Genomic DNA, 25226 nt, shown 5'->3' with positions numbered 1-25226 from the left:
TTTCCCTATCTAGCTGAGTTGATGCATAGCAAACAAAACAGCCGATAAATTGTTTAGTCTTTAGCGAGGAGTTCCTGATGTTAGATCCCCAAGTTACGATTGTTGTTTCACCCCGCGAACGTTTCAGCTGCGCCCGCGAGTCGCTGGAAAGCATTTACGAACATACATCAGTCCCATTCAAGTTAGTTTACGTAGATGGGGGTTCACCCGCTCACATTCAGCGTTATTTGCAACAGCAAGCGACTGAAAAAGGATTTCAAATCATTCGCACCGATCACTACCTCACTCCAAACCGCGCCAGAAACCTCGGTCTGAGTCAGGTTACAACCAAGTATCTCGTCTTTATCGATAACGATGTGATCGTCAGCCCAGACTGGTTGGAAAGCTTAGTTCAGTGCGCTGAAGAGACAAACGCTACCGTAGTGGGTCCCCTGACCTGCCAAGGCACTCCGGTACACGAAATTGTCCATTTTGCCGGTGGAGAAGCCCACATTTGGCTGGAAAAAGTCGGCGAAAACCCCAGACGGCGTCTCCGCGAGAAAATGTACAAGCAAGGTCAGAAAGTAGCGGAGGTGCGACCCAAGCTCAAACGTCAACAAACCGAACTAGCAGAATTCCATTGCGTACTGGTTCGCACTGAAATCTTTGAGAAAGTCGGCTTGCTCGATGAACAAATGTTCAATACTAAAGAACACCTCGATTTCTGCATGACAGTCGTTGAGGCGGGTGGTAGCGTTTACTTTGAGCCTGCGTGTCTTGTCACTTATGTTCCAGGCCCGCCCCTGAAGCCGTCAGATATGCTCTTCTATATGCTGCGTTGGAGCGACGCTTGGGAACTCAATAGCTTGCATCGCTTGCGCGATAAATGGAATTTGGACGAGGACGGGTACTTCAAATATCGCTACAAGCGCTTGGGATGGCGGCGATACGTGACAATCCTGAACCCAATTGGTAGCCGCCTGACTTTAGGTCTTGCTGGGGGCGGGGTGGCAAAAGTGTTGCGTCCTCTAGATAAGGTGTTTAACCGTTATCTCACGAATCGTCAGGCTCGCCTGCAAGCGAAAGGGCTACAACCTCAGATGCCTGCAATACCGGAGAAGAAGCCTACAGTGACGGCATCGTCCCGTTAGGTTGGCGTGTAAGGGTGTAGAACGACGAAACGAAGGTGCCAAAAGAAGGTGCGATCGCTTCGACGATAAATACTCTTACACAGCCAAAACTAAGTCTTCATCCAGAAAACAAGTGGGGAAAGCGATCGCAATCCACAGACTTTTTTAGTCGTACTCCTACCTTGGAAAAGTGGATGCTATTACTAAACTTGTTCTGTGTTAAGCGATTCCCCGCTTTTTCAGGAACGCTCCTATTGAAATTGAAATGTTGTTTGGGTTTTCCTTCTTCAGAGAGACGTTTTGCCTAAGCCGTTCAATGATTGTTAATTTTTTTAAATGCACTTGACTTAGACAAAATCAATGGACTTCGCCTAAGCCAAGTGCAACAAAAATGAAGCATTCCAATCAAAAGCAAAATTATGCACTCTTTTGCTCAAACAAACATTCAACTCTTCAACCAGCTACGTGCAGAAGGCTACTCAAGCAACGATATTAACCGCATCCGTGATGCTTATCAGCTGACAATGCAGCTGTTCACAGGTGCTTTTCGAGCCTCAGGTAAGACGTTTATTGCCCATCTAGTCAGCACTGCTAGTATCCTGGTTTCTCTTCATGTACCTGCAAAGATAGTAGCAACAGGTCTGCTTCATGCTACCTATACTCATGGTGACTTTGGAAACGGGAAAAAAGGCATTTCTAATGCCAAACGCGAACAGGTAAAACGTGTTGTTGGCAAAGAGATTGAGGAGTATCTTGCTAGATATGCAACGCTGTCCTGGAATAAAAAGACGATTCCCGATATTTTTCACCGCATTGATACGCTCGATCCGCTTGATCGCGATATTCTTTTGGTGCGCTTAGCCAATGAGCTAGAGGAATACTTGGATTTTGGCATTGTTTATTGTGGAGATTTCAAACATCAACAATACATTAATTACGACGGTCATCTGATCGTAGAAATGGCAGAAAAGTTAGGTTTTCCTAATTTAGCTACTCAACTAACAGAAGCATTTAAAGAAACTGCCTCCGCTGAAATACCTAGGGAACTTTGTAACACAAACGCTCAAGATGTTTCGTTTCGTCTTGCACCAAAGTCCTACCAGAAGCGGCTGTCACTCACCTTTTATAATTTGTTGATTCATAAACCGCGTCGTTTAGTTTCTGCCATAGCCCGTAAATTTGGTAATTTGCGTCCCAGTACGTCCATGACAAAGGATGTTCCTACTATAAGTCAGTCAGAGTAAGGGGGCAGTTAATCACAAGGAAGTGCTGGCTGTAGCAAATATTAATTTTTCACAATTTTTCAAAATCAAAATGAAAAAAATTTCTGTCATAATTCCGGTTTATGGAGTCGAAAAATATATAGCTGCTACAGTGCAATCAGTTTTAGACCAAACCTATAAACATTTTGAACTTCTAATTATTGATGATGGTTCTCCCGATCAAAGTGTAGAAATTTGTCAGCAATTCACAGATCCTCGAATTCAGATTATTCGCCAGCATAATAGCGGGGTTTGCGCCGCTCGAAATACAGGAATTCGCCAGTCTCAAGGAGAATATCTGGCTTTTTTAGATGGAGACGATTTGTGGCTGCCAGAAAAGCTGGAAAAACATATTGAGCATCTAGAAAATTCACCAACTGTCGGGCTTAGCTTTAGCCGCTCTGCTTTTATTGACGAAGCGGGGCAGCCATTAGGTATCTATCAAATGCCTAAACTCAAGGATATTGCTCCACCCTTGATCCTCTGCCGTAACCCGATTGGAAATGGCTCAGTTCCGGTGATTCGGCGAGAGGTTTTTGAAGCTATTAAGTTTCAAGATGCTCCTCAGGGTACTGCAAAAGATTGTTATTTCGATGAAAGATTGCGACATTTTGAAGATGTCGAATGCTGGCTTCGCATTTCCTTAAAGACTGATTGGCAAATCGAAGGCATTCCTGAAGCTTTGACGCTGTACCGAGTGAATGCTGGGGGCGCTTCAGCCAACCTACTCAAGCAGTTAGAAGACTTGGAAAAGGTGCTGGAAAAAACCCGCTCCTATGCTCCAGATTTGATTGCTCAGTATGGAAACCCAGCTAAAGCCTACGAGTTGCGGAAATTAGCCCGGTGGGCAGTCCGGCTGAAAGCTGCCCCAACCGCTGTAGACATGGCTCACCGCGCCTTATCTACCCACTGGCGCATGATTCTTGACGAACCCCGGCGGACACTTTTGACGTTGGGAGCTGCCTATTCGCTGTGGCTACTGCCACGTCCTCTCTACCGCCAGATGGAAAGTTTTGCCTTAAAAATGACAGGAGCCGCCCAAAAACGACGCATTCTTCAAGATCGTTCCCGTCAATTGGCATAATGATAGAACCTTTTTTATAAACACCCGCTCGCCATCAAAATAGGTTGCAGAATATGAGGGTTGTCTACCTGATCCAAACCCATACCAATCCGGAGCAAATTTATCGGCTGGTTAAAGTTATTAAAAAGTCCAGTAATGACTCTTATATAGTGATGAGTCATAACTTTAATGCTAGTCAAATAGATGTAGAACTCTTCGAGAGTTTACCGAATGTTAAAGTACTAAGAGCTAAGAAAGTTGGAAGAGGCGATTTCTCGATAACCCAAGCTTATTTGGATGTTATTGACTGGATTTTAACCCAGAATATTCAATTTGATTGGCTAGCTAATCTTACAGGTCAAGACTATCCGACTCAATCGCTCTCAAAATTTGAGAATTTTCTGGCTGCAACCGAGTACGATGGATTTTTTGATTATTTTAATGTGCTTTCTGATAAGTGTACTTGGGGAGCTAAAGATGGGCGCGATCGCTACTTCTATCAATACTGGTGGTCAGGTATAGAATTAGCCAAGTGGCAAAGAGCCTTATTCAAACCTTTTCGAGTTCTTATTAATAATGTTCAGCCTTTTGTGCGGATTGATTCTTCCTATGGACTCATCATCGGGCAACGGGCCGCTTCAGCTCCATTTAATGACAAATTTGTATGCTATGGAGGCTCTTACTTTAAAACAATTTCTAGACAATGCATTCAATACATTCATGATTTTTGCTCTGCCAATCCTGATTTGGTGAACTACTACAAGAAAGTTCGCCTTCCCGATGAATCTTTTATGCAAACCATCTTATTAAATAGTGGGTTGTTTAATTTTTATCCCCGCAATATGCGCTATATTGATTGGGAGAACAGCCGACACGGTCATCCCCGCATCCTCACATCTGAAGATTTTCCAAATTTAATTAAAGATAAATATTACTTTGCTAGAAAATTTGACATGAACCGGGACAGCAAAGTATTAGATATGCTTGACGAAAGAATTTTTCAAGCAACTTAAAGAAAATGGTACTTTTCATGAAAAAATTTTCGGTTATTATTCCAGCCTACGGAGTAGAAAATTATATAGCTGCTGCAATTGAATCGGTTCTAGCTCAAACATACAAAAATTTTGAAATTATTGTAGTTGATGACGGCTCTCCCGATAGAACTGTAGAAATTTGCCAGCAGTTTATAGACCCTAGAATTAAAATCGTTAGCCAGAAAAATAGAGGACTCGCTGGAGCAAGAAACACCGGAATCCGCCATGCTCATGGCGACTATTTAGCTTTTTTAGATGGCGATGACCTTTGGCTACCGGAAAAATTAGAGAAACATCTCGAACATTTAGATAATTCCTCGACGGTAGGGATTAGTTTTAGCCGTTCTGCTTTTATCGATGCAACAGGAAATCCCTTGGGTACGTATCTGATGCCCAAGTTCAAGGACATTACACTACCCGATTTACTTCGCGACAATCCAGTCGGAAATGGTTCTGCTCCCGTAGTTCGGCGAGAGGTATTTGAAGAGATTAAATTTCAAGATAATCTTTACGGGACTGTTGAAGATTTTTATTTTGATGATAATTTTCGTCAGGCAGAGGATATAGAATGCTGGCTTCGCATCCTCCTCCAAACCAACTGGCAAATTGAGGGGATTCCTGAAGCGCTGACACTGTATCGGGTAAACGCGGGAGGTCTTTCAGCTAGTTTGCTGAAGCAATTAGAAGCTCTCGAAAGGGTAATTGAAAAAACACGCTCCTACGCTCCAGAATTAATCGCTGAATGGGAAAACCCTACTAAAGCATATCAACTGCGATATTTAGCGAGAAGTGCAGTCCGTTTAAAAGCAGGCTCAATGGCTGTGCAGCTAATGCACCGAGCCTTGGCTGCTCACTGGCGCATCCTTTTGGAGCAACCCCGCCGCACGCTGATGACCTTAGCAGCTGCCTACTTGCTCTGCTTCTTACCCCATCCTGTTTATTACCAAATAGAGGCTCTTGCTGCCAAAATGACTGGGCTTATTCAAAGACGCCGTATTCTTCAAGATCAGTCTAGCTAATCTTTATAATCAACATTTTTATACTTCTAATAAAATTAATCTAACCGCTTCAATAAAACCTTGACGTTGCATTAATTGATGTTAGTATAGTGGCGTTTTAGTGACTGGAGCAGCTAGACCATGAAAATTTTCTTAGAAATAAAAAACTTTTTCAAAGAAACAATTAAGGGTTCATTTCTCGATCCGGTCGTTAGACCTTTTTTAGATATAGTAAATCCTCCTAAACGCAGTGACATTCTTAATAGACAAGACAATGCTTTCACGATTGAAATGATGTCTTGTGTTTTAGCAAAAGACTCAAACTGTATTGATGTTGGTTGTAACACGGGCGATTTACTTGACAAAATTTTACAGTTTTCACCTCTAGGATTTCATTATGCATTTGAGCCAATACCACGGTTAGCCAGTAGGCTTAGAAAAAAATTTCCAACTGTTGAGGTAAGAGAAACAGCTTTGAGTGATTCGGAGGCAGAAACTACTTTTTGGTATGTAGTGAATGCTCCTGCTGTAAGTAGCCTGGATAAAGAATGCTGTAAAAGCCATATTCCTGATGCACTTATGGAACCAATCACTGTTAAAACTCAGAGACTTGATGATGTATTAGCCCCAGACCTTAAGATTCATTTTATCAAGGTAGATGTAGAAGGGGTAGAATTGCAGGTTTTTAGAGGTGCTATCAGAACATTAAAAACTTATAAACCTTACTTAGTTTTTGAAAGTGGCTTAATTAATTCTCAAGAATGGGTTGATGGGACATTGAAAGACGGAAAATGGCACGATAGCAGAATTTACGATCTGCTTGTCAATGAGTGTGGTCTAAAAATTTTTAAGCTAAAAAATTGGGTAGATGGTTTAGCTCCGCTGAGTCGGGATGAATTTCTAAAATCTTCTGCTTGGAATTTTTTAGCAATGCCTTAGTAACAGAAAAATTTGCCTGAATACTTTTTGAGCTATCTGCAAAGTGGCAATTAGCTAATTTTCTAGTACTTTTTATTATGCTAGTTTTGTGCAGGCAAGATTGGTATTGCTTGTTACTGTTATTTTAATTTTAAAGGAAATATATTAATGTTTTACTTTAGGCGGACAAATCGCATAAGTAAAGTCTATCTTAAGGGGGACGCTTGCAAGATAGGCACTGTAACAAGATGTAAAGCGTAAAGCGACTAGGATTGCAAGCGTGGCTTGAGTCCCTTAAAGAGTTCCTTAGACTGGGATTTTAATTATGACCATAGCTGTAAATGTAAAAAATTGGGTGCAACGAAAAGGTCATAGCCTGTCGTGAAGAATCTAATTTTGTACACCATTACTGAATTTGGACATGGTTAAAAGACAGAGATTTTTTTCCTAGGGTACAGAGTTTAGTATCTATGTCTATGTGGGTGAAACAATAAAACAAGGTTCGGTTGAAAACCGGGAACCAAATAAACCCACATTTCGTCTATATACCAGGTGTACTATTTACCATCCTGAACTTAACTATTCTAGAGTGCCTGATTTCCAGTGAAAGCACCTATTTACTGCTGTTTTAACTTTGTCGATGCTATTGCAGTTAAACAGTTTTAGTTAAGTTCTTGAACACAGATTTCCCTGTCAATTTATGACTTTGCTTGCACAAAATCACCAGTATTTATTATGCAGGCATTTCTAGTTTGACAATTGTTGCAAATTTTGTTGTTACCGCATAGAGAGCAGATAATCAGGTTTTTTTAATACCTTGACCTGGTTGAGTCTAGCTATCTCTACTTAATAATACATCTGAAGTGTTATGCACAACACTTTGGCAGATTGCTGCGTTCACTTTTTCGTGCAGTTGTTTTCTGGAGGTTAAAGATCGTGAAAGTTTTATATCTGATTCAAAGTCATAAAAATCCCGAACAGATTTTTAGACTGGTGCAAACTCTAAAAAAATCAAGTCCCCAATCTCAGATATTGATTAGCCATGACTTTAGGGGTTGTCATTTAGACGTAACGGCCTTTCACGAATTCCCAGGAGTGAATGTAATTAGGGGTACGGGAGGACGAGGAGATTTTTCGATTGTTCAAGGTTATCTGAATGCCATTGACTGGCTTTTTAGCCATAATGTTGAATTTGATTGGCTTGCCAATATTACAGGCCAAGACTATCCGATTCAACCGCTACCAAAAATTGAGAAGTTTCTTGCGGAATCACCGTTTGATGGCTTTTTAGAGTATTTTGATGTACTTTCAGATTTAGAGGGAAATCTTTGGGGAAGCCGGGAAGGTAGCGATCGCTATCTCTATCAGTACTGGCGTTCGGGTCAATATTTACCACTGTGGAAACGCGCTATCGTCAAAATTCCTCGCATGGTCATTAATAATGTCCAGCCTTTGGTGAGAATAAATTCTTCCTATGGGCTGATGCTAGGAGTTCGTACGACTTCATCTCCATTCAATGAAAACTTTAAATGCTATGCAGGGTCTTACTTCAAGACTCTATCGAGGAAGTGTGTCGAATATTTACATCATTTTTGCCAGCATAACCCCGAGCTAATTAATTACTATAAAAAGACTTGTATTCCTGATGAATCTTTTGTCCAAACGGTTTTAGTCAATAGCGGGCAATTTCATTTGTGTAACGACTATAAACGCTATATTGATTGGACTGGGACTCGCCACGGTCATCCTCGTACTCTAAATGCTGAAGATTACTCAGCAATTATAAGAAGGGACGTTCACTTTGCCCGAAAATTCGATATGACGCAGGACAGCAGAATTTTAGATATGCTTGATGCAAGAGTTTTAAAAGAAAGTAGCCCAGTCACCTTAGGCATTAGTTAAGACTTAACCCGTCAAATCTGTATAGTCAGCTATAATTCCTTAGTTGGAAGTAGCTGATTATGGGATTTGAGGCTCAACGATGCTTAATGCAGCTATTAATCATTGGTCAAGCATTGAAGCGATCGCTAATGTTACATTTGCAGGGCTGGCAAGCGTCCAACCAGTTCTGACTAGCTTATTAGTCTTCGCCATCGGGATTTGCCTCGCCCATATCGCCTTCAAGCTGATTACTAAATTTAGCGCCCAACCAAGCCTTTCGTTAGCTCGAACGGTTCGCCTTGCTGTCATTGCTCTGTTTGCCACAGTCGCACTTCAGCACATCTGGCTTGCTAGCAACATCCTTAACGGTGCATCAGGACAGGCAGAAGTCGTCATTTCCCGCAATTACCGAACCAATGTGTCTTTGGGGGAGACGAATGTTGCAATAGGCGGAGGGGGCTATGTTACGGGTATTTTTCTGCATCCGCTACAGAAGGATCTTGTTTACATCAAAACTGATGTGGGTGGCTTCTATCGTTGGAATTCAGTAAATAAAAGCTGGGTACCGCTAACTGACCACTTTCCACTAGAGAAGAGCAATTACTACGGCGGAGAAGCCCTAGCCCTCGATCCAAAAGATCCAAATATTGTTTATATTGCCGCAGGCAAATACGTCTGGGATGAGCCTGGAACTATCTTTAAGTCTAACGATCGAGGTGCAACCTGGAAAAAGCTGGATTTGGACTTGCCAATGGGCGGCAACCAAGATAGGCGGGAGGTAGGCGAGAGACTCGTCATCAATCCATTTAATTCCAAGATGATTTTATTTGGTTCGCGGCGCGATGGGCTTTGGAAATCTTTAGATGCTGGCGCGAACTGGACTAAAGTGACTTCTTTTCCCGGAAAGCCGGAAAAAGATATCGGCATCACAGCAATTGTCTTTGACAAAGATAAGCCTGGCTTAGTCTATGCCAATGCCTATGGTGATGGAATTTATAAATCTACTAACACAGGCATTACCTGGAGCAAGATTGACGGAAGCCCAAAAAAAGCGATGCGGCTAATGACAAGTCGCAATAACACTCTCTACACAACAATTAATGGAAGTCCTGGAGTTAGAAAGTATACAGATGGAGATTGGAAAAACATTACTCCACAAGGCTCCAAAGAGGATTTTAATGGGTTGAGCATTAACCCTGCTAATCCTAAAGATATTCTTGTTGCTACAAAAGAGAGAAAAAATACTAAAATTTACCGCTCATTCGATGGCGGAACTACATGGAAAGAGCAGAAGCGATCGCTTAACAATACCGTTCCTTGGTGGTCTAGCTATATGCTCTCCAATCCTTCTGTCTCTGCGATTGAGTTTGACCCCCACGTTTCTGGAAGAGTTTGGTTTACCGATTGGTACGGAATATGGCGGACAGACAATATTAACAAACAACCCTCTGCCTGGACGAACTATCAAAAAGGACACGAAGAGCTTGTCACCTTCACCTTAACTGCGCCTCCGAGTGGCGCGTTGTTGTTGAGTGGGGTGGCAGATGTAGACGGGTTTTACCACAACAAGGGATTAGACAATTATCCATCTAAAACCTTTAGTGCTAGTGGCCCTTCGTTCCAGGATACCTACAGCATTGCCTACTATGAAAAAGCTCCCCTGCAAATGGTGCGCGTTGGCGGTAATCGCTGGAACAATACTTATTCGGGAGCAACTTCGACAGACGGCGGCTTAACTTGGAAAGAATTTGCTTCATTTCCAAAAGACACGATGCCGATGCGTATAGCGATGTCAGCAACTAATCCAAAGTTATTTGTTGTCACTGTTAGTGGAGATAAAGCTCTCCGCACAGATGATGGAGGCGCTTCGTGGAAAGAAGTTACTGGCTTACCCAAGGGTTCCAAGGGACCTTGGAATTGGTCTTTGCCGCTGGCAGCAGACAAAGTGGATGGTAACACGTTTTATTACTATAAGAATGGCAAATTATATCAAAGTACCGATGGAGGTTTGTCTTTTAAAGTCGTGAATTCATCACTTCCCGATGAAAGTTGGCACTCGCTAAGAACCGTATCTGGAGTTAAAGGTGAAATTTGGCTGAGTCTCGATAAGAAACAACTTTACCATTCGACAGACGGTGGCAAGACCTTCTCTAAGATGAATGCAGTTAAGAGATCCTATTTGTTTTCTTTAGGAAAACCACAGCAGGGAAGCACGATTCCAGCACTGTATGTGTACGGAGAAATTAATAATATGGGCAAAGGAATCTTCCGTTCTCTCGACAGAGGGAAGACATGGCAAAGGATTGGTAATCCGAAAAATCCGATTGGCAATAGCCCAAATGTGATGGAAGCAAGCTTGCAGCAGTTTGGTTTAGTTTTTATTGGTACAAATGGCAGAGGAATTTACTATGGCAATTAGTAATCCAGCAGGAACATCCTCCTAAGGCGGCAAGCAAATACATCTCGTGACGCAGTTGTAGCGAAGGGGTTCGGAATGCGCTCGACCCTTACAATCTATTTAGAACCCCAGCCTTACCCGTTTACCGGAAAGAAAGAGCTTGAGGAAAGTTGGGACAAATTTTTCAAGTAGTCTAAGTCAACTAGTCTAATCGCTTGCCAAGATATCTCATCACAAAAATAGACGTTCCCTGGAACGTCTATCCTGCAACCATAAATTTTAACAGAAAGCCTATAGCTGCTAAGACTACTTACCCTACGACAAGCAAGCTACAGCATTACAACATTAGGTACTTTACAAACGTCCCTTCAAATAAGAATTTTTTTATTCCCACTTAACTCGTTCTAATTTCACAGATTTCTTCTCTGCCTGAAAAGGCTTTTTATAAAGGTTAAGCTTTTGTTTCAAAATTAACCAGAAGAAAGGCATATCGTCTATTAAATATCTTTTCCATAACCTTTGTGGCTCGGATAAGAGTCTATGTAACCACTCTATTCCTGCGTCGCTCATCCACTGTGGAGACCTTGGTTTATGTCCTGCTTCAAAGTCAAGAGATGCGCCAACAGACAAGAAAACTTTGATATTGGGTAATTTATTTTTATACTTCAATATCCACTTTTCTTGTTTAGGGGCACCGACGCCAATGGCTAAGACTGTAGCGCCTGACTTATTAATCCTGTCAATAATTTCTAGGCATTCTTTTTCGCTCTTTTCAAATCCGAAAGACGGCGAATGAGAAGCAACTATAATATTTCTGCCTACTTGGTTATTGATTCGCTCTTGAGCTTTACGAGCCACTCCTTCAGCGGCACCCAGCAAGAAAATCTTAACGCTTTCATTGTCCTTGTGGTGCATATAGAAAGCGGGAAATAAATCTGAACCCGACAGTTTTTCTTTAATCGGCGTTCCTAAAAATTTAGAAGCGTACAATACTATCTGACTGTCACACACTTTATAAGTAGCGATATTGTAAGCTTTGTAGAAATCTCCATCGGTTTGCAGCTTCATCAGGTGGTCTACGTTTGGCGTAAATACGATACCACCTTCCCGATCGAGTTTGGTTAATAGCTCTGCTCTTGACAAGTTGTCAATGGATACATTAAGTACATTAACTTTTTTCATTGACTCCTCTCACTTTAGCAATCTACTCGTGTGGGGACAGCACACTAATAACAACACAATAGTGAGAGTCAAGCTTGCACTACCTCTACCATGAGAGAGGACAAATCTTTATCAACGTTTATTCCCTAGGATAGATTGGAAAATTGAGTGAACAAGATTCGCTATTATAGTGAGGGTTTTTCTGAGCGAAAGAAAAAAGGTTGCGATCGCGCCACAACCAGCCGCAACCTTGGCTGAAAGGCTTGCCCTGTTTACCTCCGGCGCGCTAAACAAGGGAATTCGGCCCTCACTTCCCATCGTTCCCCTGTATGAATCAGTAGGGTTAGCTGAGCAGCAGTGAACTCAAACTCTAACGATCGCCCCTGAAATTCAGCCCATGATGCATGAAAGTTTTGCCGTGTCAAGTCTCTAAAGGCAACAGTCATGTGAGGAGCAAAGGGACGCTGCTTGGAAACCGCATCGACAATTCCCAAGTTGGTCTCCATATCGGTCATTAAATCGGCTTGTAACGCTAGCAGTTCCGGCGTCTTAAGAACATTGATGTAAATAACACGCGGTGGAAATGCTCCAAACCCTTCCAGGGTAATGGAGACAGGTGGACGATGGGAAGCAAACGTTCTCAAGGATTCTTCCAGCACTGGCACTGCCTCTACCTGCCATTCAAACGGCGGTTGCAGCGTGATATGCGGGGGAGATTTCTGGGCACCTTTGCTAGCAAAGGTTTGAGCAAAGTGCTGCTGAATCTCTTTGGCGTAGTCCTGAATCTCTTGCGGCGGCAAGAGAGCAATAAAGAAGCGGCGTTTTGTATTGTCCAAGAACTTCCAGCGGTAGTTTACTTGTTAAATAGATATAGCCAGATAAGGGAAGAAAGTGAATGCCCTGGTTTGTAAAGATTGAAGAAGGCATCGTTGATAAACCGATCTTTGATAAATCTGTACCGGCGCACAAAGCTTATGTCCAGGATTTGATTACCAAAGGATATCAGGCGCGTAGCGGCTACTGGCTGGAACGGCGAGGCGGCATGATGCTATTTGAGGCGTCTTCACTGGAGGAGGCGCGCGCAATTGTCTCACTCGATCCGCTGGTGCAAAACGGCTGCGTCAAGTATGAACTTTATGAGTGGCGAGTGGTTGCCGAATAAAAGCGAATCCTTGATTGCCGCCAGAGGTTTCAATTTTCAGTGAATGATGTTATGCTTTAGATGATCTGGACCCATGCGATCGCAACGCCTAAACCTTGTCAGAACCGGAAGGTAGCAGCAACACGGGATGCTTGTGATAGGCGTGGTATCCGGATCACCCGAATCGCCGCCTCGCCCTCGTTTGCCTTGTAATTGGTGGGCAGTTTCTCGATTTCACGCTTATGCTGGAATCAGCAGATACTTGCAGATTAAAGGAGCGACTCATTGCGATGGCTGGTTTTGGAGATATTGTTCAAAAAGCGTTTTACTTAGGGGTTGGCTTAGCTGCCTCTGCGGGTGAGAGAGCTGGGGGAAAGTTAACTGAGTTGCGATCGCAAGCTCAAAAGCTAGCCGATGAAATGGTAGCAAAAGGCGAGATGACAACAGACGAAGCCCGCCGGTTTGTCGATGATATGATGAAACAAGCCCAGCAGGCACCCGTTGAGCCATCCACTAGCAGCACCCAACCCGGTGAGCCGCGGCGGATTGAAATTCTCTCAGAAGATGAAGAGCCAAAGTCGGCAGCAGCTCCAAATGCGGCTCCAAATAATGATGTGGACGCGATGCGCCAACAGGTGCAAGCACTACAGGACGAACTGCGTCGGCTAAAGCGCGATTAGCTTTGCAGTAATGAACGATAAACTGCGAACAGCCGAATCGTTAGCTGCATAGGCAAGAGCGAGTCGCTGCGAGGAGCATCACACGCCTTGCGATCGCGCAAGGCAACGGGTGCTAATCTATAGCATTGCGATCGCATCATGGATTCGCACTATTTAGAATAGAATTGCAGATTAATTGGCGTCATCGCGTCGCCGGTAAAAACTAAGCCTTTTGTGCTGAGTATCCAAAATGGAAGAGTGGCAAAAAGATTTTTTCGAGATGATGGAAGCAGTCGCTGATGAAGTAGAGCAATTCTTCGTTGGCATCACAGAAGTAGTAGACGCTGTTGCCGAAAGCGTGCAAACTACAATTGCAACCGATCTCAATCAGTGTTTGCAGGAATTATTTGAACCGCTCGCTGAAATTTATTTAGAATTTGAAGAAATTGTGGGTGAAGGTGAGCAGCCTTTTTCCTATATGGTGGATACTGTTGAACCCACCCCACAAAAAAATCCTGCATGTATGGGTTGTCACCATTACCACGGACAAGCTTATGGTGGAAACCTGTTAGTCTGCGCCATGCATCCCTATGGCTGGGATGATAAAAATTGTCCGGATTGGGAGGGTAGTACAGATCCGTTCAATTCTAGAGATATTTTCTGAACAAAGCAGGTGAAGAAGGCTGAAAAAGCTTGATCTGCATTCATATTCAAGGGTTATTAGTCCTTTATTTGTTATAAATGACTAATAACTAACGACCCACGTTTGCTACCACTACTGATGAGTCAGTCGCCAACACAACAACAATTATCATCTGAAACGCCGCTTTCGGAAATGAAATACGGTGAGCGAAATATTTCTGAAGGACAATTAATTACCTTCCCCAATCCGCGAGTCGGACGCCACTACGACATTCACATTACTCTACCAGAGTTTACCTGTAAGTGTCCGTTTTCTGGCTATCCTGACTTTGCGACCATCCATATTACCTATGTTCCCGACCAAAGGGTGGTGGAACTGAAGGCGATCAAGCTTTATATCAATAGTTACCGCGATCGCTACATCTCCCATGAAGAATCCATCAATCAAATTTTGGATGACTTGGTGGCAGCTTGCGATCCTTTAGAAGCCACTATCAAAGGGGATTTCGCGCCCCGCGGTAATGTTCACACAGTCATTGAAGTGCGTCATCAGAAGTCCTCTGACGCCTAGATAGCAGCAAAAAAATTCGCTTGCATCTGGCTACTTCCACCTGGTTTAAAAATTATCTTTTTCAGAAAGCCCGTCCAACGGGCTTTCTGCTTTGTGTCATCAAAAGCCTATCCTATCGGCTCAAAAAATAGACACAATATCAGTCTCAGGGTGAATGATAACTTCCATTGGCACGCCTAACATTTCGCAAAGCTTCCCGGCTTTTTAGATTACGAAATGGAGGTTTCATGGCAGTTGCACAAAGCCTTAACCATGTTAAGAATAGGTTAACTCAAACAAAGCTACTTCCTCCAAGCTGGTTACAATTTTTTATCATTGTCGTGCTGGTACTGGGAGTATTTTTTCGATTCGTCAACCTGGATCGCAAAGTTTACTGGGGCGATGAGACTCTGACTTCATTACGGATTGCGGGTTACACCAAAGCAGAATTAGTCCAAGAACTCTTTGATGGACATTTGATTGGCGTCGAAGATTTGCAGAAGTTTCAACAACCCAATTCGGAAAAAGGTGCAAGCGGAACCATCAACTCGATAGTGGTCGATACTCCCCAGCATCCGCCCCTCTATTTTTTAATGGCAAGATATTGGGTGCAAGGATTTGGTTATTCGTCAGGGATAATCAGAAGCTTGTCTGCATTAATTAGCTTGCTAGCTTTTCCTTGCATCTATTGGCTATGCCAAGAATTATTTGGATCTTCCTTAGCAGGATGGATAGCGATCGCACTCATCGCCGTCTCCCCGTTTCAAGTTCTCTACGCCCAGGAAGCACGACCTTATAGTTTGTGGATTGTGGCGATCTTACTATCGAGTGCGGCGCTGCTACGAGCGATGCGGCTGGGAAATAGAGACACCAAAACCCTTATTTCCACTTGGGGGCTGTATGCAGCAACGCTAGCACTGGGAATTTATACCCAGTTATTTTTTGCGTTGGTTGCGATTGGACATGGAATTTATCTATTGACAATCGAAAATTTCCGATTCACTAAAACAGTCTTTGCCTATTTGCTGGCATCTTTGACTGGTTTGCTCACATTTGTGCCTTGGCTTTTAATTCTAATTGCTAATTCATCTACCGTTGAAAAGACAACAGATTGGTCTCGCCAGAAAGAAAGCCTGTTTTCTTGGGTGAAAGCTTGGACTCGCAATATCACTCGGACATTTCTTGATACAGATCCAGCAGGAGGAGTGATTGAGTTTGGATTTAACAATCAATGGACAGAATTTATCCGACTGACACTGGTAGGAATGATTTTATTCCTGTCAGGATATGCAATTTATTTTTTGTGTCGTAACACTGGCAAGCAAGTTTGGTTATTTGTTTTAACTTTGCTTGGGGTAACTGCCCTTCCCTTTATTTCCAGAGATTTAATCTCCGGAGGAGGATTGTCAGGTTCAACTCGACATCTAGTTGCTGTTTATTTGGGGATTCAGCTAGCAATTGCTTACTTACTGGCTACTAAAATTAGTTTGCCTTCGAGAAGTGCAAAGGTACAAAAACTATGGCAATTTGTGCTTGTTGCAGTAGTTTCGAGTGGTGTTATATCCTGTGCCATCAGTTCTCAACAAGAAATCTGGTGGAATAAAGCTCTCTCTCAAACTGAATACAATCCAAAAGTAGCCCAAATCATCAACAAAACAGCTCATCCGCTTTTGATCAGCAATGAGAAACTAAACTTTTTTCTTCCTTTAACCTATGCACTGGAACCGAAAGTGCGGCTTCAATTAGTCGTTAAACCAAATGTGCCTCAGATTCCAGATGGGTTCAGTGATGTGTTTTTATACAGGAGTTCCAAGGAATTAAGAAAGGCACTACAAAAGCAGAACTACAAAATAGAGCCTGCATACCAAACGGGTCAAGTTTGGCTTTGGAAACTAGAAAAAAAGGTGTGAGTGGAAGACGTTATTTGTTGGTAGAGGCGCGATGAATCGCGCCTCTACCAACCCACATCAAAAATGGTTTAGGACTGGGTCGCGATCGCTTCTATCTCAACAACTGGCACTTCCTCCTGAGACGGATGACTGACTCGATCCAAAATTTCCAACAGTTCCCGTTCAAAAGCAACCTGTGCGCGGTTAGTTCTGCCGCCGACATAGAAGCGAATCTCCTTCTGAGACGCTGCACTAACCCCTTCTTGTAGCGCCCAAATTTGCGAATGAGAAAAATAACTCATGACTACACCCAGCATCAGCAAACCAAAGCCAGCATAAACAAACGGGATACCCGGATCGGCTTTTATTTGCAAGCCAGTGCTGCCGATTACTTCATCAATGCTCAGCCTGACTCCATTCACAGGTACCGACATCCCGGCGCGAATAGTATTGATTAGCTGACCCTTTGGGTTATAAAGCATCAGTGTTCCCTGCAAATCCTTGGCAATTAAGGCAACGCCCTCACTCAAATCCGGTTTAGTGGGAATCCAAGTTCCCCAGATTCGGCCCTTGCTGACAGTATTTAATGACGCCATCGGCAACTGTAAAACTGGGCTATTATTCAGCCGCACCTGGATACCTGCAATTCCCCAGTCTGTTTGATAAAGCGTCACACCTCGGTAACGCAGCGGCTGATTGACGTGAATCGTTTGACGATCAACTTCTTGTCCTTGTTTATCCAAAACCGACAAATCGGAATAAAACTGGTCGATTCTGCCTTCAGGTGTATAGTCGATCCAAAAGCGATTTACCCGCACCGACCAATCTTTGGGAACTTGTGGTAGCGCCCAAGAACCCGCTTCGATGATGTTTTTTATCTGGAATGTATCGCCGCTGGCAACCATTTCCTGGGCGACAAAACCCGTGATACTCCCCCAAATTGCGCCCCCCAGAATAATTAACATACTGGCATGAACAACAATCGGGCCAATCCGCCCCACCAGACCTTTTCGGGCGTAAAGTTTATCTTCTTCTTGAAAAACTTTATAGCGCCGCTGCTGCAACAACTCGGTCAGTTTGTTTAGCGAACCTGTTTCGAGTTCCGCACTCAAGGCGAGTTTCTGAAATTGGCGAGGTTGGTCGTAAAACTTCCAGTGTTGTGCTGCTTTTAAAGCTGGAAACTGGCGGGTGAAGGTACAGGCAGTTAAGCTGCTGCCAAATAAAATCAGGATTGCTAAAAACCACCAGGTGCGATAAACACGATCCAATCCGACTACCTGGATTACCTTCCAAGTCAGGAAACCAAACAAAGCGGGATGCTCTGGATAGTTCGCTTGGTAAAAAGCAGGCGACTGACCCTGCTCAATGACCGTGCCAGAGATACTGAAAAGTGCGATCGCTAATAGTAACGCGATCGCTAACCGCAAATCTGCCAGTAATGGCAACAACTCCTGTCGCCAAAACCGATAGGAAGTTGACCCCAAGTTTGAGAAAAAAGAATTTTTTGCAGTCATTTTTTGATAATTGATAATTGGTAATTGGTAATAGCGAGTGCTTTTGATTACCTTTAACCAATTGGAATCCGAGACAGCAGCGAAAATACCCCAAATCCAACCAAAAGCACACCACTAACGGGTGTAATCCAACTCGACCACTGGCGCAACTCCAGCAACTTCTTAATAGAGGCTGTAAAAGTTCCTGCCAAAATCAACGGTGCCACATAACCTGCTGTGTAGGATAGCAGCAAGACTGCACCTAATACCATGTCTTGCGTCGTGGCAACCCAACCCAGTAACGTTCCCAATACGGGAGTACTGCACGGGGACGCAACCACCCCAAAAGTTAGACCAATCAGATAGGAACGCACTCCCGCTGGTAATTCTTTAGAAATCCACTCCATCCCACCCCAAGCAGGCAATGGAAGGGGCAAAGCTTCTAGTAAATTTAGCCCCATTGCGATCGCAAGAATGCTCACCAGGATCGGCAAACCAAATCCTACTTGACCGTAGACGTTCCCCAGCAACGCCGCTAAGATACCAAGCCCTGCCAGCGTTGTTGCCAATCCCAAGGAAAACCAGGTAGCTTGGGCAGCTGCTTGGAGGCGGCTTTTGGTTTCATAGCCCCCGATGTAGCCAAGGGTGATGGGCAACATGGAAAGCATACAGGGGGTCAAACTGGTGAGCAACCCGGCGGCAAAGATAATGCCAATACTGATAACGCTGAGATGTTGCAGCTGGATGAAAACGAGACTGTTGGCAAATTCACTGAGTTCGTAAAGCTGGGTTTGCAGACTTTCAATCATGAGGAGGCTAGTTCGCGGAATGCTGATTCTGCTTGAATTTTAGCTTACTTGGAAGGGTAGAACCGGCGCGAAGGAAAGCGTCCGCATTGTTTGCTTGACAATAACACTCATCAATGTCTTTCATCAACGCAGGTTTCTCAAGAAATTTTTAGCGCCGTTTCTATTAATTGCCCCATTAAGCTTGCAGCGAGTCTTTTATTCAAATGTTCTTAATTCAGTCGGCGGATGCATTAAATTGAATATTTCTTTAGTTGGATTGACCCAGGAAATCCAACACCTGTGAGGGTTACGCTATCGACAACCCATCCTACAAATCATTAATCCAGCCTACTGATTGTCAAGCCTAAAAAAGAAAATTTTTACTTTTTTCATAAAGGAATAATATTTTTTTTGTATTTCTTAACATTAAAGAACATTCAAGATTAGAGTTTTTTTCCAAATTTAGGGAATCCTAAATACGGACACTAGGAGCCTATATTATTCCTCCTTTCCTTAACAGAGGGATGACTTCGCCAACGAACTGCGAGCATCATTGACTATTTAATTGGAAACTCCAAGAAGGTCGAGGAGAGTGCTATGTCCGTGTTGAATGTTGAATTTGAGCCGCTTAACTTAATTTCGATATATCTAAAACCAAAAGGTATAGAAGGAGGAATAGATGGTTACAAGTTATAGACGCAGTAAAACCAGTACCGGCAAATTGCAGAATCAAGAATCCTTGAAACTGCGTCAGCAAATTGCCGAGCTAGAGCAGACACTAGCCGATTGCCAGGAGGTCGAGAAAGAACTGCGTCAACGGGTGGAGATGTATGCACAAGTCCTAGATGCCATCCCAAATTTAGTAAAGTGCCAAAACTCCCAATCGTGCCTAGTTTATGCCAACAAAGCATTTTGCGACTTTTACGGCATGACACTGGAACAGCTTTGCGATCGCGATCCGACAGATATTCCTCTAAATAACCGGGATGCTACCCAACAGTCTGTCGTGGATGACGCCTATGTCGTGAATACCGGGCAGACGCTCCACATCTCTCAAGAACCTGTAACTCGTTACGATGGGCAAGTCTATTTATTTGACATCGTTAAAGTCCCTATTTTTAATGCTGAAGGCGAAGCTGTCAAAGTTGTGGAGTCCAGTCACGTAGCTTTAGGTGGCAACCTCTCCGACTCAGCCTTAATAGAAGTCAATTCAGCAGATATCCGGGGAGAACAGCGAGATAAATTAACCAACTCTCTCACTTATTTAAATAGCCAAATTATCGAGCGCAGGCAAGCAGAACAAGCCTTACAGGATCTGATCGCCGGAACCGCCTCAGTTACGGGCAAAGATTTCTACCCGATGTTTGCACAGCATCTAGCCGCAGCGCTTGGAGTTCGCTACGTTATCGTGGCAGAAGCATCCGCCTGGGAGGACGATACACCTGTCCGAGCCAAAGTGCTTTCCTTTTGGAATTCAGACAAATTGGGTGACAACTTTGAGTACGACTTAGTCCATACTCCTTGCGAAAGCATCTTTACACAAGAGACTCTGGTTGAAAACAACGGCATCAGTTGCTATCCCCAAAACGTCCAGTCATTCTTCCCCAAAGGCGAAGCTTTAGCGGCTTTGGGAGGAGAGTGTTTCCTGGGAGTTGCCCTTTTAGATTCAACATCCAGTAAGCCAATTGGTCATATTTGCTTTATCGATGATAAGCCCCTCGTGCAGGAGCAACGGGCAAAATCAATTATGAGCCTCTTTGCAGCACGAGTTAGCGCCGAACTGGAGCGCCAGCGGGCTGAGGAAGCGCTAGAGCGATCGCAAATACAACTGAAACTTTCCCACGAGCAATTAGAAAACTACAACCGGATGCTGGAAGCGAAAGTTCAAAAGCGAACGCTAAAGCTGCAACAAGAAATACGCGATCGCCAAAAAGCCGAACAAGCCGCCCAATCTGCCAACCGCGCCAAAAGCGAATTTCTCGCTAACATGAGCCACGAACTGAGAACCCCCCTCAACGGCATCCTCGGCTATGCCCAAATCTTCAAACGAGACAAAACCTTAAATGAGTCGCAAAAAGATGGTTTAGGCATCATTCACCAGTGCGGCGAACATCTATTAACCCTGATCAATGACATCTTAGACCTCTCCAAAATAGAAGCTCGGAAAATGGAACTCCATCGGAGTAACTTTCATTTTCCCCAATTCCTTGAAGGCATCGTCGAACTGTGCCGTATTCGTGCCCAACAAAAAGACATCTACTTAACCTACCAACCGATCGCCCCGCTTCCAATGGCAGTCCAGGGCGATGAAAAACGGTTGCGGCAAGTCTTAATCAACTTACTTAGCAACGCGATAAAATTTACAACTACCGGCGGCGTCACCTTCCAAGCCAGCTATCAAGACGGAACATTCCGGTTTCAAGTAGAAGACACTGGCGTCGGTATGGCATCAGAGCAACTAGAAGAAATCTTCTTACCCTTCCACCAAGTCGGAGAGCGCGATCGCAAAAGCGAAGGCACCGGCTTAGGCTTGGCAATCAGCCGTCAATTAGTGCAAATGATGGGCAGCGAAATCAAAGTTAACAGCATCTTAGGTAAAGGTAGCGTTTTCTACTTTGATTTAGATTTACCCTTAGTTGACCAGTGGGCAGATGTCACCCAAATAGATGAACGCCCCATTATTGGTTACTTGGGCGACAAGCGCAAAATCCTCATCGCCGACGATCAATGGGAAAATCGCTCAATTCTAGTAAAAATGTTAGAGCCATTAGGGTTTGAAATTATGGAAGCCACTGATGGTTTTGACTGTATAACCAAAGCACAGGAGTGGCAACCCCATGTAATTTTGATGGACTTAATGATGCCCGCCCTCAATGGCTTAGAAGCCACTCGTCGAATCAGAAAGTCACCCAACTTAAAGGTCGTTGTGATTGCGACTTCAGCCAGCGTTTTTGATTGCGATCAACAACAGAGCTTTCAAGCCGGTTGTAACGATTTCCTGCCCAAACCCATCCAAAACCAGGAACTTTTAGAAAAGTTACGCGGTTATTTGGGGCTGTCATGGATTTATGAAGAAATTAAAAATGAAGAATTCCGCGAGCCTTCCGCAAAAGCGATGGTGCCTCCGCCTGTAGAGGAAATCGCGGCACTCTTCGATTTCGCAATGATGGGCGACCTCAGAGGGATTGCCAAGCGAGCCGCTCAACTGGAACAGATGAATCAGGACTGGATACCCTTTACCAACCATTTACGTCAATTAGCCAAGGGCTTTGAAGAAAAACAAATCTTGGATTTTATCAAACAATATAGAGAAAATAAATGAGCGAAGAAATTCCCCACAAAGGCATAATCTTAATCGTTGATGATACTCCCATAAACTTAGGGGTTTTGTTCGACTTTTTGGCGGATTCCGGCTTCAAAATTTTGGTAGCCCGGGATGGCGAAAGTGCGATTCAAAAGGGGGAATATGCCCTGCCGGATCTTATCTTATTAGATGTACTGATGCCGGGGATGGATGGGTTTGAAACTTGCCGTCAACTGAAAGCCAATCAAGTAACGAAAGATATCCCTGTAATTTTTATGACGGCGCTTTCTGAGACGGTAGATAAGGTTAGAGGTTTAAGCCTGGGAGCCGTCGATTATATTACTAAACCACTTCAGCATGAAGAAGTTTTAGCTCGCATTACTGTCCAACTGAGTATGCAGAGTTTAACAAAGAAACTGAAAGAACAAAATGTGCTTTTGGAACAAGAAATTCAAGAACGTACAAGGGTAGAAAAAGCACTCTTACAGCTCAAAGAAGAACTAGAAGAACGGGTAGAGGAAAGAACCCTTGAACTTTCCCACTCTAATGCTCTGCTGAAACAAGAGATTCAAGAGCGGATTTCTACAGAAGCAATATTACAACAATCAGAGGCACGCTATCGAGAACAAGCGCATCAGCTAGAACTCGCCTTTCGCCAACTCCAACAGACTCAAGGTCAACTGATCCAAAGCGAACAACTGGCTAGTTTAGGACAGTTAGTCGCCGGTGTTGCTCATGAAATGAATAACCCGGTCAACTTTATCTACGGCAATATTACTCACGCAGAGCGCTATACCCAAGACCTGCTGTACCTGCTGAATCTTTATACCAAGGAATTAACCAATCCGGGGCCAACTATCCTGGAGGAGGCTCAGGCAATTGACCTGGAGTTTCTGGTTGAAGACCTGCCAAAACTACTGGGTTCGATGAAGATTGGGGCTGAGCGCATCCGCGAGATTGTCCAGTCATTGCGGAATTTCTCTCGCGTGGATGAGGCTCAGATGAAGCCAGTGAACATTCACGATGGGCTAGACAGCACTCTGCTAATTTTGAACAACCGGCTGAAATCCAAGGCTGACTATCCGGGCATTCAGATCGTTAAAGAGTATGGCAAGCTGCCTCCTGTAGAGTGTTATGCAGGTCAAATGAACCAGGCATTTATCAATGTGCTGTCGAGTGTGATTGATGCTTTGGAGGAGTATGACCATAAGCGATCGCCTGAAGAAATATACTTCTCCCGCAGTACCATTCGGATTTATACCGAAGTAACTGACCGTGGCTTTGTGACGATTCAGATTATAGATAATGGCCCCGGTATAGCGGAGGAAGTCCGCCCTCACCTGTTTGATCCCTTCTTTACGCCGAAAACGAAGGGCAAAGGCACGAAGGTTAGGTTGTCCCTTAGCTATCAAATCGTCGTGGACAAACATGGTGGACAAATGCAGTGTATTTCAGCGCCCGGGCATGGTACGAAATTCATCATAGCGATTCCGATTCGACAAAATCTTCGGAAAACGCCTTCCTTCGAGTCAATGTAATGTCAACGTCATCAGGGAAAAGCATTTAACTGGCACAGTCAATTCTGGTAGTGGGTAATGGAAATTATCCTCACCTAAAACCTCTCTTTCAATTTGTGCAATTTAGATGTTAGATGTGTGATAGACAACTTATTGCTCTCGGCGTCGCCGCCTAGCCGCAGCCCGACGCCCTTGCAGAGACACAATTTCTGCTTCGCTACTTTCCCGCGCCACGCGAATCAGCAGCCCAGCGGCAATCAAACTCGCAATCATTGAATTGCCACCATAACTAAACAGCGGCAAGGGCAAACCCGTAGTAGGTAGCACACCAGTCGCAACGCCAATATTTAGCAGTGACTGCCCCACCATCAAAATCATGGCTCCAATCGCCACCAGCCGGTGAATGGGATTTTGCGCCTTTATCGCCACAATTAGCGCCAGCGCCGCATAAGCCATCAGCAGCAACAGCAGCAGCAAACTGCCTGCAAAGCCAAATTCTTCTGCGTACACCGCAAAGATAAAATCGGTGTATTGAATCGGCAAATAAAACAGCTTCTGTTGCGATAGCCCAAAACCAGACCCCCAAGTGCCGCCAGAACCAACTGCCAGCAAACTTTGAATCAGCTGGTATCCGTCTTGCATGGGGTCAGCCCAAGGATTCAAAAAAGACATTATCCGACGACGCTGATATTCTTTCACGCTGATACTGATTGTCGCCAAGAGCACCCCGCCCAGCGCTGTTCCTCCCAAGTAGGAATAAGGCAACCCAGCAGCAAGTGCAATTAGCCACAAAGTCATCCCGCAAAGTGCGGTTGTACTTAAGTTGGGCTGTAGCAAAATTCCCAAAAGCACGCAGCAAAAAATAAACAGCCAGGTCAAGCGGACTTTCCACGTTAGTCTGTCCCAATGCCCAAAAATCCGAGCGCCTTGCAACACCAGGAACGGCTTGATCAACTCAGAGGGTTGAAGTGGAAATGGCCCCAAGGCTATCCAACGGGTTGCGCCATTGGTGGTGGTTCCCACTCCTGGAATCAGGGTGATGAAAATCACTCCCAACAGGAGTATGACAAACCAATCAGCGATTTCTAGAACAGAACGTAGGGGGAAGTTCACCACCAGGTTAAATGCTACTAGCCCCAGGATGACTGAGATGATTTGGCGCTTAAAGTAGTACATCCCATCTCCAAACTCAGCATCTGCGCTGGGATAGGACGCCGAAAATAGCACGACTAACCCGATAAATAGCCAGAGGAAGGTGAGCCACCGCAACAATCTGGCATCTATTGCCCAATCCTGGGCAGAGGAATTAAAAACAGGAATTAGCTGGCGTAAATTCACAGCGACTTGGCGTATAGGTAACATTCAGCGGCAGGGAATCACAAAGCGATCGCTCTGGCAGATGCACGGAGTGCTGCTCGC

The 25226-nt window shown here is 44.2% G+C and carries 20 protein-coding genes, 1 other RNA gene and 2 pseudogenes; 17 read left to right on the top strand and 6 right to left on the bottom strand.

The window, feature by feature from the left end:
* Positions 1–77 precede the first annotated feature (77 nt).
* From H6F52_RS18800 to H6F52_RS18765, 8 genes are all read left to right on the top strand, one after another.
* The gene (locus H6F52_RS18800) at positions 78–1130 is read left to right on the top strand and encodes a glycosyltransferase (protein ID WP_190536389.1); all 1053 of its coding nucleotides are present in this window, start codon (positions 78–80) and stop codon (positions 1128–1130) included.
* Positions 1131–1528: 398 nt separating this feature from the next.
* Positions 1529–2353: a DUF6817 domain-containing protein gene (locus H6F52_RS18795; protein WP_190536388.1), complete on the top strand. Its 825-nt coding sequence runs from the start codon at positions 1529–1531 to the stop codon at positions 2351–2353.
* Between the two features lie 70 nt (positions 2354–2423).
* On the top strand, positions 2424–3455 hold the full coding sequence (locus H6F52_RS18790; protein ID WP_190536387.1) for a glycosyltransferase family 2 protein: 1032 nt from the start codon (positions 2424–2426) through the stop codon (positions 3453–3455).
* A 53-nt stretch (positions 3456–3508) separates the two neighbouring features.
* On the top strand, positions 3509–4447 hold the full coding sequence (locus H6F52_RS18785) for a beta-1,6-N-acetylglucosaminyltransferase (protein ID WP_190430089.1): 939 nt from the start codon (positions 3509–3511) through the stop codon (positions 4445–4447).
* Positions 4448–4464: 17 nt separating this feature from the next.
* Entirely contained in the window at positions 4465–5487 is a 1023-nt protein-coding gene (locus tag H6F52_RS18780; protein WP_190430088.1) for a glycosyltransferase family 2 protein, read from the top strand.
* A gap of 120 nt (positions 5488–5607) precedes the next feature.
* A complete protein-coding gene (locus H6F52_RS18775) occupies positions 5608–6405 on the top strand; it encodes an FkbM family methyltransferase (RefSeq protein WP_190536386.1) in 798 nt (265 codons plus the stop codon).
* A gap of 915 nt (positions 6406–7320) precedes the next feature.
* Entirely contained in the window at positions 7321–8286 is a 966-nt protein-coding gene (locus H6F52_RS18770; RefSeq protein WP_190430087.1) for a beta-1,6-N-acetylglucosaminyltransferase, read from the top strand.
* 79 nt (positions 8287–8365) lie between these two features.
* A complete protein-coding gene (locus H6F52_RS18765) occupies positions 8366–10684 on the top strand; it encodes a hypothetical protein (RefSeq protein ID WP_190536385.1) in 2319 nt (772 codons plus the stop codon).
* Between the two features lie 363 nt (positions 10685–11047).
* On the opposite strand, the gene H6F52_RS18760 is transcribed toward H6F52_RS18765, so the two are convergent.
* Together H6F52_RS18760 and H6F52_RS18755 are read right to left on the bottom strand one after the other, a co-directional pair.
* Positions 11048–11845, bottom strand: a complete 798-nt coding sequence (locus H6F52_RS18760) for a WecB/TagA/CpsF family glycosyltransferase (RefSeq protein WP_190430085.1) — start codon at positions 11843–11845, stop codon at positions 11048–11050.
* Between the two features lie 251 nt (positions 11846–12096).
* Positions 12097–12660, bottom strand: coding sequence for a 2'-5' RNA ligase family protein (locus H6F52_RS18755; protein WP_190536384.1), 564 nt, complete (start codon positions 12658–12660; stop codon positions 12097–12099).
* Positions 12661–12719: 59 nt separating this feature from the next.
* On the opposite strand from H6F52_RS18755, the gene H6F52_RS18750 reads away from it, so the two are divergent.
* The 3 genes from H6F52_RS18750 to H6F52_RS18740 all read left to right on the top strand — a co-directional run bounded on the left by H6F52_RS18750 (position 12720) and on the right by H6F52_RS18740 (position 13645).
* The gene (locus H6F52_RS18750; protein WP_190411182.1) at positions 12720–12986 is read left to right on the top strand and encodes a YciI family protein; all 267 of its coding nucleotides are present in this window, start codon (positions 12720–12722) and stop codon (positions 12984–12986) included.
* Positions 12987–13048: 62 nt separating this feature from the next.
* Positions 13049–13145, top strand: an RNA gene (ffs, locus tag H6F52_RS18745) — signal recognition particle sRNA small type.
* Positions 13146–13255: 110 nt separating this feature from the next.
* Positions 13256–13645: a phasin family protein gene (locus H6F52_RS18740; RefSeq protein WP_190435443.1), complete on the top strand. Its 390-nt coding sequence runs from the start codon at positions 13256–13258 to the stop codon at positions 13643–13645.
* On the opposite strand, the gene H6F52_RS18735 is transcribed toward H6F52_RS18740, so the two are convergent.
* Positions 13642–13785 (bottom strand): hypothetical protein, encoded by a 144-nt coding sequence (locus H6F52_RS18735; RefSeq protein ID WP_190435440.1) that lies wholly within the window; start codon positions 13783–13785, stop codon positions 13642–13644. The two genes, H6F52_RS18740 and H6F52_RS18735, sit on opposite strands and share 4 nt — an antisense overlap.
* Before the next feature lie 89 nt (positions 13786–13874).
* Between H6F52_RS18735 and H6F52_RS18730 the strand changes: the two genes are divergently transcribed.
* The 3 genes from H6F52_RS18730 to H6F52_RS18720 all read left to right on the top strand — a co-directional run bounded on the left by H6F52_RS18730 (position 13875) and on the right by H6F52_RS18720 (position 16726).
* Entirely contained in the window at positions 13875–14288 is a 414-nt protein-coding gene (locus H6F52_RS18730; protein WP_190536383.1) for a hypothetical protein, read from the top strand.
* Between the two features lie 117 nt (positions 14289–14405).
* Positions 14406–14837, top strand: coding sequence for a preQ(1) synthase (gene queF, locus H6F52_RS18725; RefSeq protein WP_190536382.1), 432 nt, complete (start codon positions 14406–14408; stop codon positions 14835–14837).
* Between the two features lie 227 nt (positions 14838–15064).
* Positions 15065–16726, top strand: coding sequence for a glycosyltransferase family 39 protein (locus tag H6F52_RS18720; RefSeq protein ID WP_190536381.1), 1662 nt, complete (start codon positions 15065–15067; stop codon positions 16724–16726).
* Between the two features lie 68 nt (positions 16727–16794).
* Here H6F52_RS18720 and H6F52_RS18715 read toward each other — a convergent pair whose 3' ends face one another.
* Positions 16795–18219, bottom strand: a complete 1425-nt coding sequence (locus tag H6F52_RS18715; protein WP_190536380.1) for a cytochrome c biogenesis protein — start codon at positions 18217–18219, stop codon at positions 16795–16797.
* A gap of 53 nt (positions 18220–18272) precedes the next feature.
* The gene (locus tag H6F52_RS18710) at positions 18273–19007 is read right to left on the bottom strand and encodes a cytochrome c biogenesis protein CcdA (protein WP_190536379.1); all 735 of its coding nucleotides are present in this window, start codon (positions 19005–19007) and stop codon (positions 18273–18275) included.
* 658 nt (positions 19008–19665) lie between these two features.
* On the opposite strand from H6F52_RS18710, the pseudogene H6F52_RS26505 reads away from it, so the two are divergent.
* The 3 genes and pseudogenes from H6F52_RS26505 to H6F52_RS18700 form a co-directional block, all read left to right on the top strand.
* A pseudogene (locus tag H6F52_RS26505) lies at positions 19666–20136 on the top strand (PAS domain-containing protein); the annotation flags it as partial.
* Positions 20137–20835: 699 nt separating this feature from the next.
* Positions 20836–22308: pseudogene (locus H6F52_RS26500) on the top strand (ATP-binding protein); the annotation flags it as partial.
* Positions 22305–23828, top strand: coding sequence for a response regulator (locus H6F52_RS18700; protein WP_190536377.1), 1524 nt, complete (start codon positions 22305–22307; stop codon positions 23826–23828). The pseudogene H6F52_RS26500 and the gene H6F52_RS18700, both read left to right, overlap by 4 nt.
* Positions 23829–23957: 129 nt before the next feature.
* Here the strand turns inward: H6F52_RS18700 and H6F52_RS18695 are convergent, their stop codons facing one another.
* Positions 23958–25145: an FtsW/RodA/SpoVE family cell cycle protein gene (locus H6F52_RS18695; RefSeq protein ID WP_190536426.1), complete on the bottom strand. Its 1188-nt coding sequence runs from the start codon at positions 25143–25145 to the stop codon at positions 23958–23960.
* Between the last annotated feature and the right edge of the window lie 81 nt (positions 25146–25226).

This window comes from Coleofasciculus sp. FACHB-542, from assembly GCF_014695825.1.
Taxonomy (GTDB): domain Bacteria; phylum Cyanobacteriota; class Cyanobacteriia; order Cyanobacteriales; family FACHB-T130; genus FACHB-T130.
This window is presented reverse-complemented; position numbering and strand designations above follow the sequence as displayed.

What these genes read in the sequence shown, in the direction of transcription:
- H6F52_RS18800 (WP_190536389.1), top strand. Translation starts at nt 78, where the DNA reads ATGTTAGATCCCCAAGTTACGATTGTTGTTTCACCCCGCGAACGTTTC.
- H6F52_RS18795 (WP_190536388.1), top strand. Translation starts at nt 1,529, where the DNA reads ATGCACTCTTTTGCTCAAACAAACATTCAACTCTTCAACCAGCTACGT.
- H6F52_RS18790 (WP_190536387.1), top strand. Translation starts at nt 2,424, where the DNA reads ATGAAAAAAATTTCTGTCATAATTCCGGTTTATGGAGTCGAAAAATAT.
- H6F52_RS18785 (WP_190430089.1), top strand. Translation starts at nt 3,509, where the DNA reads ATGAGGGTTGTCTACCTGATCCAAACCCATACCAATCCGGAGCAAATT.
- H6F52_RS18780 (WP_190430088.1), top strand. Translation starts at nt 4,465, where the DNA reads ATGAAAAAATTTTCGGTTATTATTCCAGCCTACGGAGTAGAAAATTAT.
- H6F52_RS18775 (WP_190536386.1), top strand. Translation starts at nt 5,608, where the DNA reads ATGAAAATTTTCTTAGAAATAAAAAACTTTTTCAAAGAAACAATTAAG.
- H6F52_RS18765 (WP_190536385.1), top strand. Translation starts at nt 8,366, where the DNA reads ATGCTTAATGCAGCTATTAATCATTGGTCAAGCATTGAAGCGATCGCT.
- H6F52_RS18760 (WP_190430085.1), bottom strand. Translation starts at nt 11,845, where the DNA reads ATGAAAAAAGTTAATGTACTTAATGTATCCATTGACAACTTGTCAAGA.
- H6F52_RS18750 (WP_190411182.1), top strand. Translation starts at nt 12,720, where the DNA reads ATGCCCTGGTTTGTAAAGATTGAAGAAGGCATCGTTGATAAACCGATC.
- H6F52_RS18740 (WP_190435443.1), top strand. Translation starts at nt 13,256, where the DNA reads ATGGCTGGTTTTGGAGATATTGTTCAAAAAGCGTTTTACTTAGGGGTT.
- H6F52_RS18735 (WP_190435440.1), bottom strand. Translation starts at nt 13,785, where the DNA reads ATGATGCGATCGCAATGCTATAGATTAGCACCCGTTGCCTTGCGCGAT.
- H6F52_RS18730 (WP_190536383.1), top strand. Translation starts at nt 13,875, where the DNA reads ATGGAAGAGTGGCAAAAAGATTTTTTCGAGATGATGGAAGCAGTCGCT.
- queF (WP_190536382.1), top strand. Translation starts at nt 14,406, where the DNA reads ATGAGTCAGTCGCCAACACAACAACAATTATCATCTGAAACGCCGCTT.
- H6F52_RS18720 (WP_190536381.1), top strand. Translation starts at nt 15,065, where the DNA reads ATGGCAGTTGCACAAAGCCTTAACCATGTTAAGAATAGGTTAACTCAA.
- H6F52_RS18715 (WP_190536380.1), bottom strand. Translation starts at nt 18,219, where the DNA reads ATGACTGCAAAAAATTCTTTTTTCTCAAACTTGGGGTCAACTTCCTAT.
- H6F52_RS18710 (WP_190536379.1), bottom strand. Translation starts at nt 19,007, where the DNA reads ATGATTGAAAGTCTGCAAACCCAGCTTTACGAACTCAGTGAATTTGCC.
- H6F52_RS18700 (WP_190536377.1), top strand. Translation starts at nt 22,305, where the DNA reads ATGAGCGAAGAAATTCCCCACAAAGGCATAATCTTAATCGTTGATGAT.